This window comes from Streptomyces longwoodensis, assembly GCF_001514125.1.
GTDB lineage: Bacteria > Actinomycetota > Actinomycetes > Streptomycetales > Streptomycetaceae > Streptomyces > Streptomyces longwoodensis.
This window is the reverse complement of the sequence record NZ_KQ948567.1, coordinates 30839-46308: the sequence shown is the minus strand read 5'-3', so window position 1 is coordinate 46308 and position 15470 is coordinate 30839. Positions and strand designations below refer to the sequence as shown.

The following is a 15470-nucleotide window of genomic DNA, read 5'->3' as shown; positions in this document are numbered from 1 at the left end:
CACTGTGCGCAACTCCCCGGAGAACGTCCATTTCTTTCCGATAAGGCGTCAATTGCGACGGTGTGAGCGATCACCCTTTCGTGTGCTTTTCACCAAAGACCTCAAGGCAGTTGGAGACGGCGCCGACAAAAGATGCGTGAGTACCCTTGCGCACACCATGATGACCGCCGCCCGCTCCTCCGACTCCGGTCTGGCAGGCCCGGGCGATCTCGACCGCTACCCCTACGCCGAGGCCCCCTCCGCCGAGCGCGTCGGACCCGCTGCCTGGGAAGCCGCGGAACCCGAGCTGGGCCGAGTGGGCCGACGTGCCTCCGGCAGTCGCGGCCGCGGGCTGCACGGCCAGCTCGTGCAGCAGCTGGGCCAGATGATCGTTTCGGGTGACCTGGGAGCCGACCGTCCGCTCGTGCCCGAGGAGATCGGGCAGCGGTTCGAGGTCTCCCGCACTGTCGTCCGTGAATCGCTCCGCGTCCTGGAGGCCAAGGGCCTCGTCAGTGCGCGGCCGAACGTCGGGACGCGTGTGCGTCCCGTCAGTGACTGGAACCTGCTGGATCCGGACATCATCGAATGGCGCGCCTACGGGCCGCAGCGCGACGACCAGCGCCGCGAGCTGAGCGAGCTGCGCTGGACCATCGAGCCGCTCGCCGCGCGCCTGGCTGCCGGGCACGGGCGCGACGACATCCAGCAGCGGCTGGGTGACATGGTCGAGATCATGGGGCACGCCATGGGGCAGGGCGACGCCCTGACGTACGCGCGTGCCGACGCCGAGTTCCACACCCTGCTCATCCAGGTCGCGGGCAACCGCATGCTGGAGCACCTGCACGGGATCGTGTCGGCCGCCCTCCAGGTCTCGGGCGGGCCGGTCACCGGTTGCGACCGGCCGACCGAGGCGTCGCTGACGCACCACCTGCGGATCGTCGACTCCCTCGCGGCGGGTGACGGTGCCGGCGCCGAGGCGGCCATGCGCCAGCTGCTCACCGTGCACCCCGAGGTCGAGCGCGTGGTGCCGGCCCCGCGCGAGCACTGAAGGCGCGCACCCCGGGCGGTGCGTCCGTGGACGTCTGTCTTCTCCCCGTGTCGTCCTCCGACCGTCGACCTCGTGTCGCCCTCCGGCCGTCGCCCCGTCCCTTCATCGGACCCCGCAGGCCCTCGCGGCCCTGCGGGGTCCGACGGTGCGAACTGCCGACCCGCATCCCTGGCTGTCCCTCGCACCCTCCGGTTACCTCGTCTGCCCGTATCTGACCGATTTTGAGCGCTTAAGCGGTGTGACTCGGGCCACGAAGATTGGGCGTAACGCTCACGGGAACTATGCGATGACCTAAGAGGTGACAGCCGCGGAGGGAATACGGACGCCGGTCAAGGCGCTGTGCTTCTCCCGGCCCCCGCCCGCACCGTCGGCCCATCCCCAGGTCGGTGGTCGGCTCCTGTCCGTCGTGGACGGGGCCGGAAGCCGTTTTCCAACGTTCCGAGAGGTTGTTCGTGTCGGCCAGCACATCCCGTACGCTCCCGCCGGAGATCGCCGAGTCCGTCTCTGTCATGGCGCTCATTGAGCGGGGAAAGGCTGAGGGGCAGATCGCCGGCGACGATGTGCGTCGGGCCTTCGAAGCTGACCAGATTCCGGCCACTCAGTGGAAGAACGTACTGCGCAGCCTCAACCAGATCCTCGAGGAAGAGGGTGTGACGCTGATGGTCAGTGCCGCGGAGCCAAAGCGCACCCGAAAGAGCGTCGCAGCGAAGAGTCCGGCCAAGCGCACCGCCACCAAGACGGTCGCGGCGAAGACGGTGACCGCGAGCAAGGCCACCGCCACCACGCCCGCCGCTCCGGCCGCTCCCGCCGTCGACGACCCTGCCACCGAGGAAGCCGCCACCGCCAAGAAGGCGGCTGCCAAGAAGACCACCGCGAAGAAGGCGGTGGCGAAGAAGACCGTCGCCAAGAAGGCCGCGCCCGCCAAGAAGACGGCGGGCAAGAAGGACGACGCCGAGCTGATCGAGGAAGAGGTCCTCGAGGACGCCAAGCCCGGTGACGAGCCGGAGGGCGCCGAGAGCGCCGGTTTCGTGCTCTCCGACGAGGACGAGGACGACGCGCCGGCCCAGCAGGTCGCCGCCGCCGGTGCCACCGCCGACCCGGTCAAGGACTACCTGAAGCAGATCGGCAAGGTCCCCCTGCTCAACGCCGAGCAGGAGGTCGAGCTCGCCAAGCGCATCGAGGCCGGTCTCTTCGCCGAGGACAAGCTGTCCAACGCCGACAAGCTGGCCCCGAAGCTCAAGCGCGAGCTGGAGATCATCGCCGAGGACGGGCGCCGCGCCAAGAACCACCTGCTGGAGGCCAACCTCCGTCTGGTCGTCTCCCTGGCCAAGCGCTACACCGGCCGCGGCATGCTCTTCCTGGACCTCATCCAGGAGGGCAACCTCGGTCTGATCCGCGCGGTCGAGAAGTTCGACTACACCAAGGGCTACAAGTTCTCCACGTACGCCACCTGGTGGATCCGTCAGGCGATCACCCGCGCGATGGCCGACCAGGCCCGCACCATCCGCATCCCGGTGCACATGGTCGAGGTCATCAACAAGCTCGCGCGCGTGCAGCGCCAGATGCTCCAGGACCTGGGCCGCGAGCCCACCCCGGAGGAGCTGGCCAAGGAGCTCGACATGACCCCGGAGAAGGTCATCGAGGTCCAGAAGTACGGCCGTGAGCCCATCTCCCTGCACACGCCGCTGGGCGAGGACGGCGACAGCGAGTTCGGTGACCTCATCGAGGACTCCGAGGCCGTCGTCCCGGCAGACGCGGTCAGCTTCACCCTCCTGCAGGAGCAGCTGCACTCCGTGCTCGACACCCTGTCCGAGCGCGAGGCGGGCGTCGTCTCCATGCGTTTCGGTCTCACCGACGGTCAGCCGAAGACCCTCGACGAGATCGGCAAGGTGTACGGCGTGACGCGTGAGCGGATCCGCCAGATCGAGTCGAAGACCATGTCGAAGCTGCGCCACCCGTCGCGTTCGCAGGTGCTGCGCGACTACCTCGACTAGGTCACCGTCGTACGACGCCGAAGGCCCGGTTCCCGTGGGGGAACCGGGCCTTCGGCGTGTCGGCGCGCGTGCGGCGCGGCCGGTACTGGATCACTCTGGGTTTCCTGTGGTCAGCCCTGAGTGAGGAGGATCCATGCGTCGTTCGTTCGTGCGGGCCCTGGTCCGGCCGGTGGTCATGGCAGCCGCGGTGATGGCGATACCGCTGGGGACGGCCGTCCAGGCCGCGGAGGCGGCCCCCGGTGGTGTCGTGGTGGGCGGCTTCCCGGTCGACGTGTCCCAGAGCCCGTGGACGGTCGCGCTGTCCAGCCGTGACCAGTTCGGGGGTACGCGGTCGGGGCAGTTCTGCGGAGGCGTGGCCGTCGGTCTGACGACGGTGCTCACCGCGGCCCACTGCATGAGCCGGGACGTGCTGGGGACGTCCGCGAGCAAGGCGCGGGACCTGAGGGTCGTGACGGGGCGTACCGATCTGTCCACGACGGCGGGCCAGGAGATCGCCGTGCGTGAGGTCTGGGTCAACCCGGGCTACGACTCCTCCAGCAAGTCCGGCGACTTCGCCGTGCTGACACTCAGCGAGCCCCTGCCGGCGTCCGCGATCCTCCGGATGGCCCCGGCGGGCGACCCGGCGTACGCGCCGGGCACCCAGGCCACGGTCTACGGCTGGGGCGACATCACGGGGAACGGCGCCTACCCGCACAGCCTGCGGGCCGCGTCCGTCCACGTACTGGCGGACGCCGTGTGCGAGAGGGCCTACCCGGGCTCCTTCGAGGGCCGCTACGCCGCCGGCAGCATGCTCTGTGCCGGGGAGGAGCAGGGTGGCGTCGACTCGTGCCAGGGGGACAGCGGGGGGCCGCTGGTCGCCCAGGGGCGGCTGGTGGGTCTGGTGTCGTGGGGGAGCGGCTGCGGACGGGCGGGGAGCCCGGGCGTCTACACGCGCGTCTCCGACGCTCTGCGGACGCTGGGCTGGGACCGCGGCTCCCGGACGCCGCACGGGGCCTCCTGAGGCGGTTCAGGGCGTCTGAGGAGCCACGAGTGCGGGCGGCCGCCCCTCCGTCGAGGGGCGGCCGCCCGCTGACCGGCCTGTGCCGGGTCTGGCTCGTCGTGGACGCCGAGGATCAGCGCTCTTCTTCGGAGACGGTGTTGGGAACGGCCGTCAGGCGCTCGGTCTCGTCCTGTATCTCAGCGGCGATCTTCTTGAGTTCCGGCTCGAACTTGCGACCGTGGTGGGCGCAGAAGAGCAGTTCTCCGCCACTGAGCAGGACGACGCGCAGGTAAGCCTGGGCGCCGCAGCGGTCGCAGCGGTCAGCGGCCGTCAGCTGGCTCGCGGGGGTCAGAACAGTAGTCACGTCGCCTCTTCTCTAGCTCGACGAGCTGTCGTACCAGGGTCAACATCCAACCAGCCCCAAACGTTCCCGCTCGTGGCCGTTCCACGAAAAAATCTTTCGTGGTGGCTGGGTGCAGCCGGTCTGGCGGCGAATGTGCCGTAGTGCGTTTCTGCGGTGCTTACGGTTTCGCTCTGTCGGTCATGGTCAGGTCCTCCCGGCCGGCTTGCCGGTTTGTTCATGAGGACGTGCCCGGAGCCTAAATGGTTCATGCCTGGAAGGGAACGTGATATGTACTTCACCCCATCGAGGGATCGAACATGCATACGAGTCTGGACTAGGCTGAGTTCACCGCGAGGGTGGCGTGACAACGGCTCTACCAGGCCTCGGTACCCTCGTGGCGGCGACCGAAGCCGTGCCCTTACCCAGAAGGGCCCCACCTGAAATTCAGCGAGGAGCGAACCGCGTGACCGCCGACACGTCCGTGCCGTCCACAGCTCTCCTGGCAGGAGCAGACCGGGACGGTTCCAACTACACCGCGCGGCACCTGCTCGTCCTCGAGGGGCTCGAGGCCGTACGCAAGCGCCCTGGCATGTACATCGGCTCCACCGACAGCCGCGGCCTGATGCACTGCCTGTGGGAGATCATCGACAACTCCGTCGACGAAGCCCTCGGCGGTTACTGCGACCACATCGAGGTGATCCTCCACGACGACGGCTCGGTGGAGGTCCGGGACAACGGCCGTGGCATCCCGGTCGACGTCGAGCCCAAGACCGGCCTGTCCGGCGTCGAGGTCGTCATGACCAAGCTGCACGCCGGCGGCAAGTTCGGCGGCGGCTCCTACGCCGCCTCCGGCGGCCTCCACGGCGTCGGCGCATCCGTCGTCAACGCCCTCTCCGCCCGCCTGGACGTCGAGGTGGACCGGGCCGGGCACACGCACGCGATCAGCTTCCGGCGCGGCGTGCCCGGCGCGTTCGCCGCCGACGGCCCGGACGCCAAGTTCGAGAGCGGGAGCGGCCTGCGCAAGGCCAAGCGGATCGCCAAGACCCGCACTGGTACGCGCGTGCGCTACTGGGCCGACCGCCAGATCTTCCTCAAGGACGCCAAGCTCTCCCTGGAGACGCTGCACCAGCGCGCCCGCCAGACCGCCTTCCTGGTGCCGGGCCTGACGATCGTCGTCCGTGACGAGTACGGCCTCGGCGAGGGCGGCAGCAAGGGTGAGGAGTCCTTCCGCTTCGACGGCGGCATCAGCGAGTTCTGCGAGTACCTGGCCACCGACAAGCCCGTCTGCGACGTCCTCCGCTTCACCGGCCAGGGGACCTTCAAGGAGACCGTGCCCGTCCTCGACGAACACGGCCAGATGACCCCCACCGAGGTCACCCGCGAACTGGGTGTCGACGTCGCCCTGCGCTGGGGCACCGGCTACGACACGACCCTCCGGTCGTTCGTGAACATCATCGCCACGCCCAAGGGCGGCACCCACGTGGCCGGGTTCGAGCAGGCCGTCGCCAAGACCATGAACGAGGTCCTGCGCGCCAAGAAGCTCCTCCGGGTCGCCGAGGACGACATCGTCAAGGACGACGCCCTCGAGGGCCTCACGGCCGTCGTCACGGTCCGCCTCGCCGAGCCGCAGTTCGAAGGGCAGACCAAGGAGGTCCTCGGTACCTCGGCGGCCCGCCGGATCGTGAACACGGTGATCTCCAAGGAGCTCAAGGCGTTCCTGACCTCCACCAAGCGCGACGCCGCCGCCCAGGCCCGGGTCGTCATGGAGAAGGCCGTCGCCGCCGCCCGCACGCGGATCGCGGCCCGCCAGCACAAGGACGCGCAGCGCCGCAAGACGGCCCTGGAGTCGTCCTCGCTGCCCGCCAAGCTCGCCGACTGCCGCAGTGACGACGTCGACCGCAGCGAGCTGTTCATCGTCGAGGGCGACTCGGCGCTCGGCACGGCGAAGCTCGCCCGGAACTCCGAGTTCCAGGCCTTGCTGCCGATCCGCGGCAAGATCCTCAACGTCCAGAAGTCGTCCGTGACCGACATGCTGAAGAACGCCGAGTGCGGCGCGATCATCCAGGTCATAGGAGCCGGCTCCGGGCGGACCTTCGACATCGACGCCGCCCGCTACGGCAAGATCATCATGATGACCGACGCCGACGTCGACGGCTCCCACATCCGCACCCTGCTGCTGACCCTGTTCCACCGCTACATGCGGCCCATGGTCGAGGCCGGGCGGGTCTTCGCCGCGGTGCCGCCGCTGCACCGCATCGAGATCGTCCAGCCGAAGAAGGGCCAGGACAAGTACGTCTACACGTACTCCGACCGCGAGCTGCGCGACAAGCTCATGGAGTTCCAGAGCAAGGGCGTCCGCTACAAGGACTCCATCCAGCGCTACAAGGGCCTCGGCGAGATGGACGCCGACCAGCTGGCCGAGACGACCATGGACCCGCGCCACCGCACCCTGCGCCGCATCAACCTCTCCGACCTGGAGGCGGCCGAGCAGGTGTTCGACCTGCTCATGGGCAACGACGTGGCGCCGCGCAAGGAGTTCATCTCCAGCTCGGCGGCGACGCTGGACCGCTCCCGGATCGACGCCTGACGACTGCGCCGGGCGTCCGGCACATCACACGTCGGGACGTCGTCCGGCGCTTCGCGTTCGGCCGGCTCCTCGCGGGCCGGGCGGGCTGGGGCTCTCCACCCGTGGGTGGAGAGCCCCAGCCCCGCTGAATCCACCCGTGATCCACCCGTGCTCCGATCACCGGAGCTCCGCCGATCCGTAGCGTCGAAGGCGTCGGCAGCGCTCGCTGTCGGCTCCCCTTCCCCGTTCACGGAGGCAGTGATGTCCGGGCTCGTCGACGCGTTGGTGATCGTGGCCGTGGCCGCCCTGGTGATCGCACGGCAGATGCGCGCCGTCCGGATCGACGCCGACCGGCGCTGGTGGCTCCTGCCCGGGATCCTCGTCGTCGTGGCACTGCGCGAACCGGGACTGCTCTACGCCCGCCACGGCGTCACCTCGGCCGCCCTGCTCGCTGCTGAACTGCTGGTGGGCCTCGCGATCGGAGCCGGCTGGGCCTGGACCACCCGTCTGTGGACGGAACCGGACGGCACGGTGTGGAGCAAGAGCACCAAGGCGAGTGCGGCGGTGTGGCTCGTGGGCATAGCCGTGCGGGTGGGTCTCTTCGCACTGGGCACGGCCCTCGGTGTCCACCAGGGCAGCGCCGCCCTGATGATCGCGCTCGCGGCCACCCTGCTCGTCCGCTCCGGGGTCCTCGTCCAGCGGGCGCGCTGGGCACAGGGGCCCGCCGGTTCCCCGGCGTACGGTGACGAGGTGTCCCGGTCCCCGCGATGGCGGAAGGAGCGCGTGTGACCGACAGCGCCCTGACCCGCTGGCCGTCCCGCGAAGCCCTCGGCCGTGAGGGAACCTCCCGGGCGCGGCGTCTGATCGCCTGGGCCGTACGGCTCCTCGTCCTCGGGGTCCTGCTGACGGCCGCCTTCCACAGCAGCCGGGCCCACGGCTGGGGCCTGGTGGCCGGAGTGGCCGGCGTTCTCCTCGCCGGAGCCCTCGCCTGGGCCTTCTTCCGGACGACGTTCGAACACCGGCTGTGGCCCTCCCTGGCCCACATTGCCCTGTTGCTGGGCCTCGCGGTGGGGGGATACGCCCTGGGTTTCCGTTCGCCCGCACTCGTCCTGTGCTGCGGGTGTGCCATCACCGCGCTGGAGCGGCTGCCGCTGGGAGCAGGCTTGCCGACCGCCGCGCTCGCGCTGGCCTCGTTCGCGATGGTCGACAACGACAGCTGGCCCACGGCGGCCGTGACCGCCGGAGGGATGGCGCTGGCCGGGTACACGCTCCGGCTGGACGCCGAGGCGCGCGGCAACACCCAGCGACTGCTGGCCCAGGAGAGGGCGGCCCGCGTGGCCGAGGCGGAATCGGCCGCCCTGGCGGAGCGGGCCCGGATCGCCCGGGAGATCCACGACGTGCTGGCGCACAGCCTCTCGGCTCAGCTGGTGCACCTGGAAGCGGCCCGGCTGTTGATCGAGCGGGGCGCGGAGCGCGAGCAGGTCCTCGAGCGAGTGGTCGCGGCGCGGGGCATGGCCCGGGACGGCCTCGACGAGACCCGGCAGGCGTTGTCCGCGCTGCGCGGTGAACTGACCCCGCTGGAGGACTTCCTGGCCCAGCTCGTCAGCACGGCGCCCCGGGCCGAGGTCACGATCGGGGGAGAGCGCAGACCGCTGCCGGCCGAGGCGTCCCAGGCGGTGCGCAGAGTCGCCCAGGAAGCGCTCACGAACGTCCGTAAGCACGCCCCGGGGGCCGAGGTGCGGGTACGGCTGGAGTACGGGCCGGGCGAAGTGACCCTGGACGTCCGGGACTCGGGCGGCCCGCCGGGCGAACTGGCGGGCGCGGGCGGCGGGTACGGTCTGCTCGGGATGAGAGAACGCGCCGAACTGCTGGGCGGCTCGCTGGAGGCCGGACCGGACGAGGAAGGGTTCGCGGTGAGGTTGAGGGTGCCGGTATGACCGGGGAGGCCGGGAGGCGGCCCGCACGGGTCGTCGTCGCGGACGACCAGACGGTCGTCCGTGAGGGCATCGTGATGCTGCTGGGGCTGCTGCCGGGCATCGAGGTGGTGGGCGCGGCCGGCGACGGGGAGGAGGCCGTGCGGCTCGTCGCCGAGGTCGCCCCCGACGTGGTGCTGATGGATCTGCGCATGCCCCGGTGCGACGGCGTGGAGGCCACCCGGCGCATCCGGGCGGAGCACCCGCAGACGCAGGTCGTGGTGCTCACCACGTTCGCCGACGACGACTCGCTGTTCCCCGCGCTGCGAGCCGGGGCGCGTGGCTACCTCACCAAGGACGCCGGGGGCGATGAGATCCTGCGGGCGGTTGAGAGCGTGCTGTCCGGGGACGCGGGCCTGTCCCCGAGCATCCAGAGACGGCTGCTCGAGCGCCTCTCGGAACCCGCGCCGGCACCGCCGCCCCCACTCTCCGAACCGCCCGACGGGCTCACCGCGCGGGAGGCCGAGGTGCTGGTCCTGATCGCCGAAGGGCTCAGCAACCACGAGATCGCCCAGAAGCTGCACGTGTCCACGGCCACCGTGAAGACGCACATCAACAACCTGTTCGCCAAGATCGGCATCAAGGACCGGGCCCAATCCGTGCGGTACGCGTACGGGAAGGGGCTGGTGCGGCCACCGGCGGAGTGAAGCCCGACGGGGCCGCCCCGGACAGGTCACCTGATGGGGTGAAGAGCGCGGGGAAGAGAAGTCAGGGATCGGCCCGTTCTGTCCATCCTTGGGCATGCAGTTCAGCAAAGGTCGCGTGCGCGGCGGGGACGGTTCCGGCCCATCGGAGGGGCACCACGAGGCGCGGGGTCCGGCCTCCGCCGACATGCCGGGGGACGTGCCGTTCGACGACCCCTGGTACGACGCGCTTTCCTCGGGATGGGGCGAGCCGAGCACGGTGGCCGCCCCGGTGCCGGCGGCTCGGCAGGGGCAGGACGACGACGTGGCGGCGGCCGAGGTCTACCTCGAGGTGCAGGGCAGCCCGGCTTTCCAGGAAGTGCGCAGCAGGTACCGGCGGTTCGTGGTGCCAGCGAGCGTCGCGTTCTTCCTCTGGTACGTGGCCTACGTCGTGGCGGCGACGGCGGCGCCGGGTTTCATGGCGCGTCCCGTCGCCGGGGCAGTGAATGTGGGGCTGGTGGCGGGACTCGGACAGTTCCTCAGCACGTTCCTGCTCACCTGGGCCTACGCGCGCCACGCCCGGCTGCGCAGGGACCGGGCCGCGCTGGAACTGCGCTGGGACACCCAGGAGTTGACCCGAGGAGCAAGGGGCGGTGCGGCGTGACCGGCAACCATCAGACACTGGCCCTGGTGCTGTTCAGCGCGTTCATCGCGGTCACGCTGGGCATCACGACCTGGGTCAGCCGCGACCGGCACGGTTCGGCCGAGGAGTTCTACGCGGGCGGGCGCCTGTTCTCGCCCATGGAGAACGGCTTCGCCATCGCGGGCGACTACATGTCGGCCGCGTCGTTCCTCGGGATCTCCGGGCTCATCGCGCTGTTCGGCTACGACGGGCTGCTGTACTCGGTGGGCTTCCTCGTGGCCTGGCTGGTGGTGCTGTTCCTGGTCGCCGAACTGGTCCGCAACTGCGGCCGGTTCACGCTGGCCGACGTCGTCGCGGCCCGGATGAGCGAGAGGCCGGTGCGGATCGCCGCGGGAACCTCGTCGGTCACCGTGTCCGTTCTCTATCTGGTCGCGCAGATGGTGGGTGCGGGCAGCCTGGTGGCGCTGCTGCTCGGACGCACCAGCGCGGCGGCCCAGTGCTGGACCGTGGTGGGCGTCGGCGCGCTCATGGTGATCTACGTGTCGTTAGGCGGGATGCGGGCCACCACCTGGATCCAGATCGTGAAGGCGGTCCTGCTGCTCGGCGGCACCGTGGCGCTGACGGCGCTGGTGCTGGTGCGGTTCCACGGTGACTTCGACCGGTTGCTGCTCACGGCGGCCGAGCGCAGCGGGCACGGGAACGCGTTCCTCGCGCCGGGGTTGAAGTACGGCGGGGACTGGACGGCCCGGTTCGACTTCATCAGTCTCGGGCTGGCCCTGGTGCTGGGCACCGCAGGCCTGCCGCACATCCTGTCGCGCTTCTACACCGTGCCGACCGCCCGGGCCGCGCGGCGGTCCGTGGTGTGGTCGATCGGGCTGATCGGCGGGTTCTACCTGATGACCATCGTCCTGGGCTTCGGCGCGGCGGCCATCGTGGGCCCGCAAGCGGTGCGCGCTTCCAACGCGGCCGGGAACACGGCGGTCCCGCTGCTGGCGCTCGACCTGGGCGGCGGGTCGGACTCGACGGGCGGCACCGTCCTGTTCGCCGTCGTGGCCGCCGTCGCCTTCGCCACGATCCTCGCGGTCGTCGCCGGCATCACGCTCGCGTCCTCCGCGTCGGTGGCCCACGACCTGTACGCGTCGTTGCGCCGCCGACGGGCCGAGCCCCGCAGCGAGGTGGCCGTAGCGCGGGCGGCCGCCGTCGGCATCGGTGTGGTGGCGATCGCGCTCGGCCTGCTCGCCCGCGACCTGAACGTCGCCTTCCTGGTGGGGCTCGCCTTCGCGGTGGCCGCCTCCGCCAACCTGCCCGTCCTGCTCTACTCGCTGTTCTGGCGAGGCTTCACCACCCGGGGAGCGGTGTACGCGGTGTACGGCGGACTGGTGCCGGCCCTGGTGCTCGTCGTGCTGTCCCCGGTGGTCTCCGGCAGTCCCGAGTCGCTGTTCCCGGGCGTGGACTTCCAGTACTTCCCGCTCCAGAACCCCGGCCTCGTGTCCATCCCGCTGGGCTTCCTCGCGGGCTGGCTCGGCACGGTCACCTCGGCCGAGGTCGCCGACGAGGCCAAGCACGCGGAGACCGAGGTGCGGTCGCTGACGGGTGCGGGAGCCGTGTAGTCGGTGGGCCGTGCAGCCGGGGCCGGGATGGCCTGTCGCGCAGCCGCTACGGGGCCACCCAGGCGTAGCGGTGTTCCGGGCGGCCCGTGTCGCCGTACTTGAGGGAGAGGCGCAGGCGGCCGGCCTGTTCGAGGTGGCGGAGGTAGCGCTGCGCGGTGGAACGGCTCAGGCCCGTCTTCGTGGCGACCTCGTGGGCCGACAGGGGGTGGCCCGCGCGGTGCAGGACGGCGCAGATCAGGTCGGTCGTCGGCTCCGAGTGGCCGCTGGGCAGGCCGGGGGAGGGCGGCACCGCTGCGGTGCGCAGGGCGCCGAAGATACGGTCCACCTGCTCCTGTCCGGTGAGGCCGTGGCCGCCCACGCGGTCGACGGTGCGGCGCAGTGCGGCGTAGGAGTCGAGGCGGGCCCGCAGGGCGGCGAAGGTGAAGGGTTTCACCAGGTAGTGCAGGGCGCCCAGGCGCATCGCCGCCTGGACCGTCGTGACGTCGCTGGCCGCCGTGATCATGATGACGTCGGTGCCGTGGCCCTGTTCCCGCATGCGGTGCACGAGGTGCAGGCCCGTCCGGTCGGGCAGGTAGTGGTCGAGGAGCACCAGGTCGATGCCGCCGCGTTCGACGGCGGCCAGCGCCTGGGCGGCGCTGTGCGCGCGGGCGGCGACCCGGAAGCCGGGAACCTTCCCCACGTACTTGGCGTTGATCTCTGCGACACGGAAGTCGTCGTCCACCACCAGGACGTCAATCATCGGGCCTCTTTCCCTCAAGGCCTGGCGGGCGCGTGTGACGCCCGTGTTTCGGCTCCGTTGTTCTAGCGCGAGCAAAACGAGCACAACAGCCTGTTGCAAGCAAAAGAAGGGCATGTGCGCACAAGGCTGATGCCGTGACGCCGGGCACACCTACCGTCCCCGGCCATGAGCGCACACACCAGCCCCGCCATCGAGCTGCGGGGCGCGAGCAAGACGTTCAGGACCCCGTCGGGGGGTCTGCACACCGCCGTCCGGGAACTCGACCTCACCGTCGGGCGCGGCGAGTTCGTGGCCGTCGTCGGGCCGACCGGCTGCGGGAAGTCGACCACGCTGACCCTGGTCAGCGGCCTGGAGGAACCGACCGACGGCGAGGTGCTCGTCGCCGGGCAGCCGGTGCGGGGCGTGGGCGACAAGGTCGGCTTCGTCTTCCAGCAGGACGCCACCTTCCCGTGGCGCACCGTCCTGTCCAACGTCATGGCGGGCCCCCGTTTCCGGGGCGTCCCCAAGGCCGAGGCCAAGAGCAGGGCGCGCGAGTGGCTGGCCCGGGTCGGCCTGTCCGCCTTCGAGGACCGCTATCCCCACCAGCTCTCCGGCGGCCAGCGCAAGCGGGTCGCGCTCGCCGCGACCTTCGTCAACGACCCCGAGATCCTGCTCATGGACGAGCCGTTCTCGGCGCTAGACGTGCAGACCCGGGCGCTGATGTCGGACGAGCTGCTGGAGCTGTGGGAGGGCACGGGCGCCTCCGTCGTCTTCGTCACCCACGACCTGGAGGAGTCCATCGCGCTGGCCGACAAGGTCGTCGTGATGACCGCGGGGCCCGCCACCGTCAAGCAGGTCTTCGACATCGACCTGCCGCGGCCGCGCAAGGTCGAGTCGGTGCGCCTGGAGCCCCGGTTCATCGACATCTACCGCGAGATCTGGGAGTCCCTCGGCGAAGAGGTCCGCATCACCCGCGAAAGGGGAGCCGCTCATGTCGCCTGAGGTGCTCAGTCAACCTGTCGTCGACACGGTCAAGACACCGGACCGCGCCCACTCACGCGCGCGTGCCGCCCGCAGACGCAGGATCGTCGTCACCGGCGCGCGCGTCCTGCTGCTGGTCGCCGTGCTCGGCCTATGGGAAGTGCTGTCCCGAGCCGAGGTCATCGACCCGTTCAACTTCTCCATGCCGTCGAAGATCTGGGACCAGATCTCCACCTGGGTCACCCACGGCACCGCGCTCGGCTCGCTGGGCGAACAGATCTGGTACACGCTCCACGAAGCGCTGCTCGGCTGGATCATCGGGGTGGTCGCCGGCGTCGTGTTCGGCATCGCCCTGGGACGGATCACCTTCCTCGCCGACGTCCTTGGTCCGTACATCAAGGTGCTCAACTCGATCCCCAGGATCGTCCTCGCGCCCATCTTCGTGATCTGGTTCGGACTGGGTCCGGCCTCCAAGGTCGCCTCGGCCGTCGTGCTGGTGTTCTTCCCGGTGTTCTTCAACGCCTTCCAGGGCGCCCGCGAGGTGGACCGCAACCTCGTGGCCAACGCCCGCATCCTGGGCGCCAGCGACCGCCGGGTGACCCTCCAGGTGGTCATCCCCTCGGCCACCTCGTGGATCTTCACCAGCCTCCACGTCAGCTTCGGCTTCGCCCTGATCGGCGCCATCGTCGGCGAGTACATCGGCGCGACCAAGGGCATCGGCCTGCTCGTCGCGCAGTCCCAGGGCACCTTCAACGCGGCCGGTGTGTACGCCGCCATGGTGATCCTCGCGGCCGTCGCCCTCGTCGCCGAGGGGCTGCTCACCTTCGCCGAGCGCCGCATCTTCCGGTGGAAGACGTCCGGCTCCGACCACTGAACCCGGACGCCCCCGCGCCACCTCCTCCCCCTCCCTTCGCCGCACCGCCTCCCTCAAGGACGTGAACCGTCATGCGCACAACCGTCAGGCGCACCGCCCTGGCCGCCGCCGGCCTGCTCGCCCTCGCCTCCCTCACCGCCTGCGCCAACGACGCCGCCGGCACCGCCTCGTCCGGCTCCGGCGGGGACGGCAAGGGCACCAAGGTCAAGATCATGGTGGGCGGACTCGACAAGGTCATCTACCTCCCCGCCATGCTCACCCAGCGGCTCGGCTACTTCGACGCCGAGGGCCTCAGCGTGGAACTGCTCAGCGAACCGGCCGGCGTCCAGGCCGAGACCGCGCTCGTCTCGGGGCAGGTGCAGGGGGCCGTCGGCTTCTACGACCACACGCTGGACCTCCAGGTGAAGGGCAAGGAGGTCGAATCGGTCGTGCAGTTCTCGCACGCCCCCGGTGAGGTGGAGGTCGTCTCCACCGAGCGGGCGGACGACATCACCTCGCCGAAGGACTTCAAGGGCCGCAAGCTCGGCGTCACAGGCCTCGGCTCCTCGACGGACTTCCTCACCAAGTACCTCGCCGTGAAGAACGGCGTGGACGTCAGCGAGTTCACCCCGGTCGCCGTGGGTGCCGGGCCGACGTTCATCTCCGCGCTGCAGAAGGGCGCCATCGACGGCGGCATGACGACCGACCCGACCGTCGCGACGGTCCTGGACAAGGGTGCCGGCAAGATCCTCCTCGACATGCGCACCCCCGCGGGGTCGGAGGCGGCGCTCGGCGGACCGTACCCGTCGTCCAGTCTGTACATGCAGACGGACTGGGTGAACGGCCACAAGGACACCGTGCAGAAGTTGGCCAATGCATTCGTCAAGACGCTCAAGTGGATGTCCACCCACAGCGCCACGGAGATCGCCGACAAGATGCCGGCCGACTACTCGCAGGGCAACAAGGTGCTCTACGCGTCGGCCATCAAGAGCACGCTGCCGATGTTCACCGACGACGGGGTGATGCCGAAGAACGGTCCGGAGACCGTGGAGAAGGTCCTCAAGGCGTTCAACCCCACGATCAAGAACGCCGACGTGGACCTGAGCCGGACGTACACGACCGAGTTCGTCCAGAAGGCGACCGGCTGACCACCCGGCCGGCAC

14 protein-coding genes are annotated in these 15470 nt (G+C 70.3%); 12 read left to right on the top strand and 2 right to left on the bottom strand.

Annotation, left to right across the window (positions count from 1 at the left end; all coding sequences use genetic code 11):
* Nucleotides 1-136 precede the first annotated feature (136 nt).
* The 3 genes from AQJ30_RS34890 (at nucleotide 137) to AQJ30_RS34880 (ending at nucleotide 4018) form a co-directional block, all read left to right on the top strand.
* On the top strand, nucleotides 137-1024 hold the full coding sequence (locus AQJ30_RS34890) for a FadR/GntR family transcriptional regulator (protein ID WP_079084509.1): 888 nt from the start codon (nucleotides 137-139) through the stop codon (nucleotides 1022-1024).
* Between the two features lie 452 nt (nucleotides 1025-1476).
* The gene (locus AQJ30_RS34885) at nucleotides 1477-3018 is read left to right on the top strand and encodes an RNA polymerase sigma factor (protein ID WP_067241981.1); all 1542 of its coding nucleotides are present in this window, start codon (nucleotides 1477-1479) and stop codon (nucleotides 3016-3018) included.
* A 133-nt stretch (nucleotides 3019-3151) separates the two neighbouring features.
* On the top strand, nucleotides 3152-4018 hold the full coding sequence (locus AQJ30_RS34880; protein ID WP_067241878.1) for a S1 family serine peptidase: 867 nt from the start codon (nucleotides 3152-3154) through the stop codon (nucleotides 4016-4018).
* Nucleotides 4019-4130: 112 nt separating this feature from the next.
* On the opposite strand, the gene AQJ30_RS34875 is transcribed toward AQJ30_RS34880, so the two are convergent.
* Nucleotides 4131-4361 carry a DUF7455 domain-containing protein gene (locus AQJ30_RS34875; RefSeq protein WP_067241876.1) on the bottom strand — a complete coding sequence of 77 codons (231 nt, stop codon included), beginning with the start codon at nucleotides 4359-4361 and terminating at the stop codon, nucleotides 4131-4133.
* A 442-nt stretch (nucleotides 4362-4803) separates the two neighbouring features.
* On the opposite strand from AQJ30_RS34875, the gene AQJ30_RS34870 reads away from it, so the two are divergent.
* From AQJ30_RS34870 to AQJ30_RS34845, 6 genes are all read left to right on the top strand, one after another.
* A complete protein-coding gene (locus AQJ30_RS34870; RefSeq protein ID WP_067241874.1) occupies nucleotides 4804-6927 on the top strand; it encodes a DNA gyrase/topoisomerase IV subunit B in 2124 nt (707 codons plus the stop codon).
* A gap of 240 nt (nucleotides 6928-7167) precedes the next feature.
* Nucleotides 7168-7695 carry a CcdC protein domain-containing protein gene (locus tag AQJ30_RS34865; RefSeq protein ID WP_067241872.1) on the top strand — a complete coding sequence of 176 codons (528 nt, stop codon included), beginning with the start codon at nucleotides 7168-7170 and terminating at the stop codon, nucleotides 7693-7695.
* Nucleotides 7692-8843: a sensor histidine kinase gene (locus AQJ30_RS34860; protein ID WP_067241870.1), complete on the top strand. Its 1152-nt coding sequence runs from the start codon at nucleotides 7692-7694 to the stop codon at nucleotides 8841-8843. The genes AQJ30_RS34865 and AQJ30_RS34860 overlap by 4 nt, the downstream gene beginning before the upstream one ends.
* On the top strand, nucleotides 8840-9526 hold the full coding sequence (locus AQJ30_RS34855) for a response regulator transcription factor (RefSeq protein WP_067241868.1): 687 nt from the start codon (nucleotides 8840-8842) through the stop codon (nucleotides 9524-9526). Before AQJ30_RS34860 ends, AQJ30_RS34855 begins: the two co-directional genes overlap by 4 nt.
* A 94-nt stretch (nucleotides 9527-9620) precedes the next feature.
* Nucleotides 9621-10166, top strand: coding sequence for a DUF485 domain-containing protein (locus tag AQJ30_RS34850; RefSeq protein WP_067241866.1), 546 nt, complete (start codon nucleotides 9621-9623; stop codon nucleotides 10164-10166).
* On the top strand, nucleotides 10163-11755 hold the full coding sequence (locus tag AQJ30_RS34845; protein ID WP_067241864.1) for a solute symporter family protein: 1593 nt from the start codon (nucleotides 10163-10165) through the stop codon (nucleotides 11753-11755). Before AQJ30_RS34850 ends, AQJ30_RS34845 begins: the two co-directional genes overlap by 4 nt.
* A 46-nt stretch (nucleotides 11756-11801) precedes the next feature.
* On the opposite strand, the gene AQJ30_RS34840 is transcribed toward AQJ30_RS34845, so the two are convergent.
* The gene (locus tag AQJ30_RS34840) at nucleotides 11802-12494 is read right to left on the bottom strand and encodes a response regulator (RefSeq protein ID WP_067241862.1); all 693 of its coding nucleotides are present in this window, start codon (nucleotides 12492-12494) and stop codon (nucleotides 11802-11804) included.
* A gap of 165 nt (nucleotides 12495-12659) precedes the next feature.
* On the opposite strand from AQJ30_RS34840, the gene AQJ30_RS34835 reads away from it, so the two are divergent.
* The 3 genes from AQJ30_RS34835 to AQJ30_RS34825 all read left to right on the top strand — a co-directional run bounded on the left by AQJ30_RS34835 (nucleotide 12660) and on the right by AQJ30_RS34825 (nucleotide 15455).
* On the top strand, nucleotides 12660-13475 hold the full coding sequence (locus AQJ30_RS34835; protein ID WP_067241860.1) for an ABC transporter ATP-binding protein: 816 nt from the start codon (nucleotides 12660-12662) through the stop codon (nucleotides 13473-13475).
* A complete protein-coding gene (locus AQJ30_RS34830; protein WP_067241858.1) occupies nucleotides 13465-14328 on the top strand; it encodes an ABC transporter permease in 864 nt (287 codons plus the stop codon). The genes AQJ30_RS34835 and AQJ30_RS34830 overlap by 11 nt, the downstream gene beginning before the upstream one ends.
* 71 nt (nucleotides 14329-14399) lie before the next feature.
* Nucleotides 14400-15455: an ABC transporter substrate-binding protein gene (locus AQJ30_RS34825; protein ID WP_067241856.1), complete on the top strand. Its 1056-nt coding sequence runs from the start codon at nucleotides 14400-14402 to the stop codon at nucleotides 15453-15455.
* Nucleotides 15456-15470: the final 15 nt, after the last annotated feature.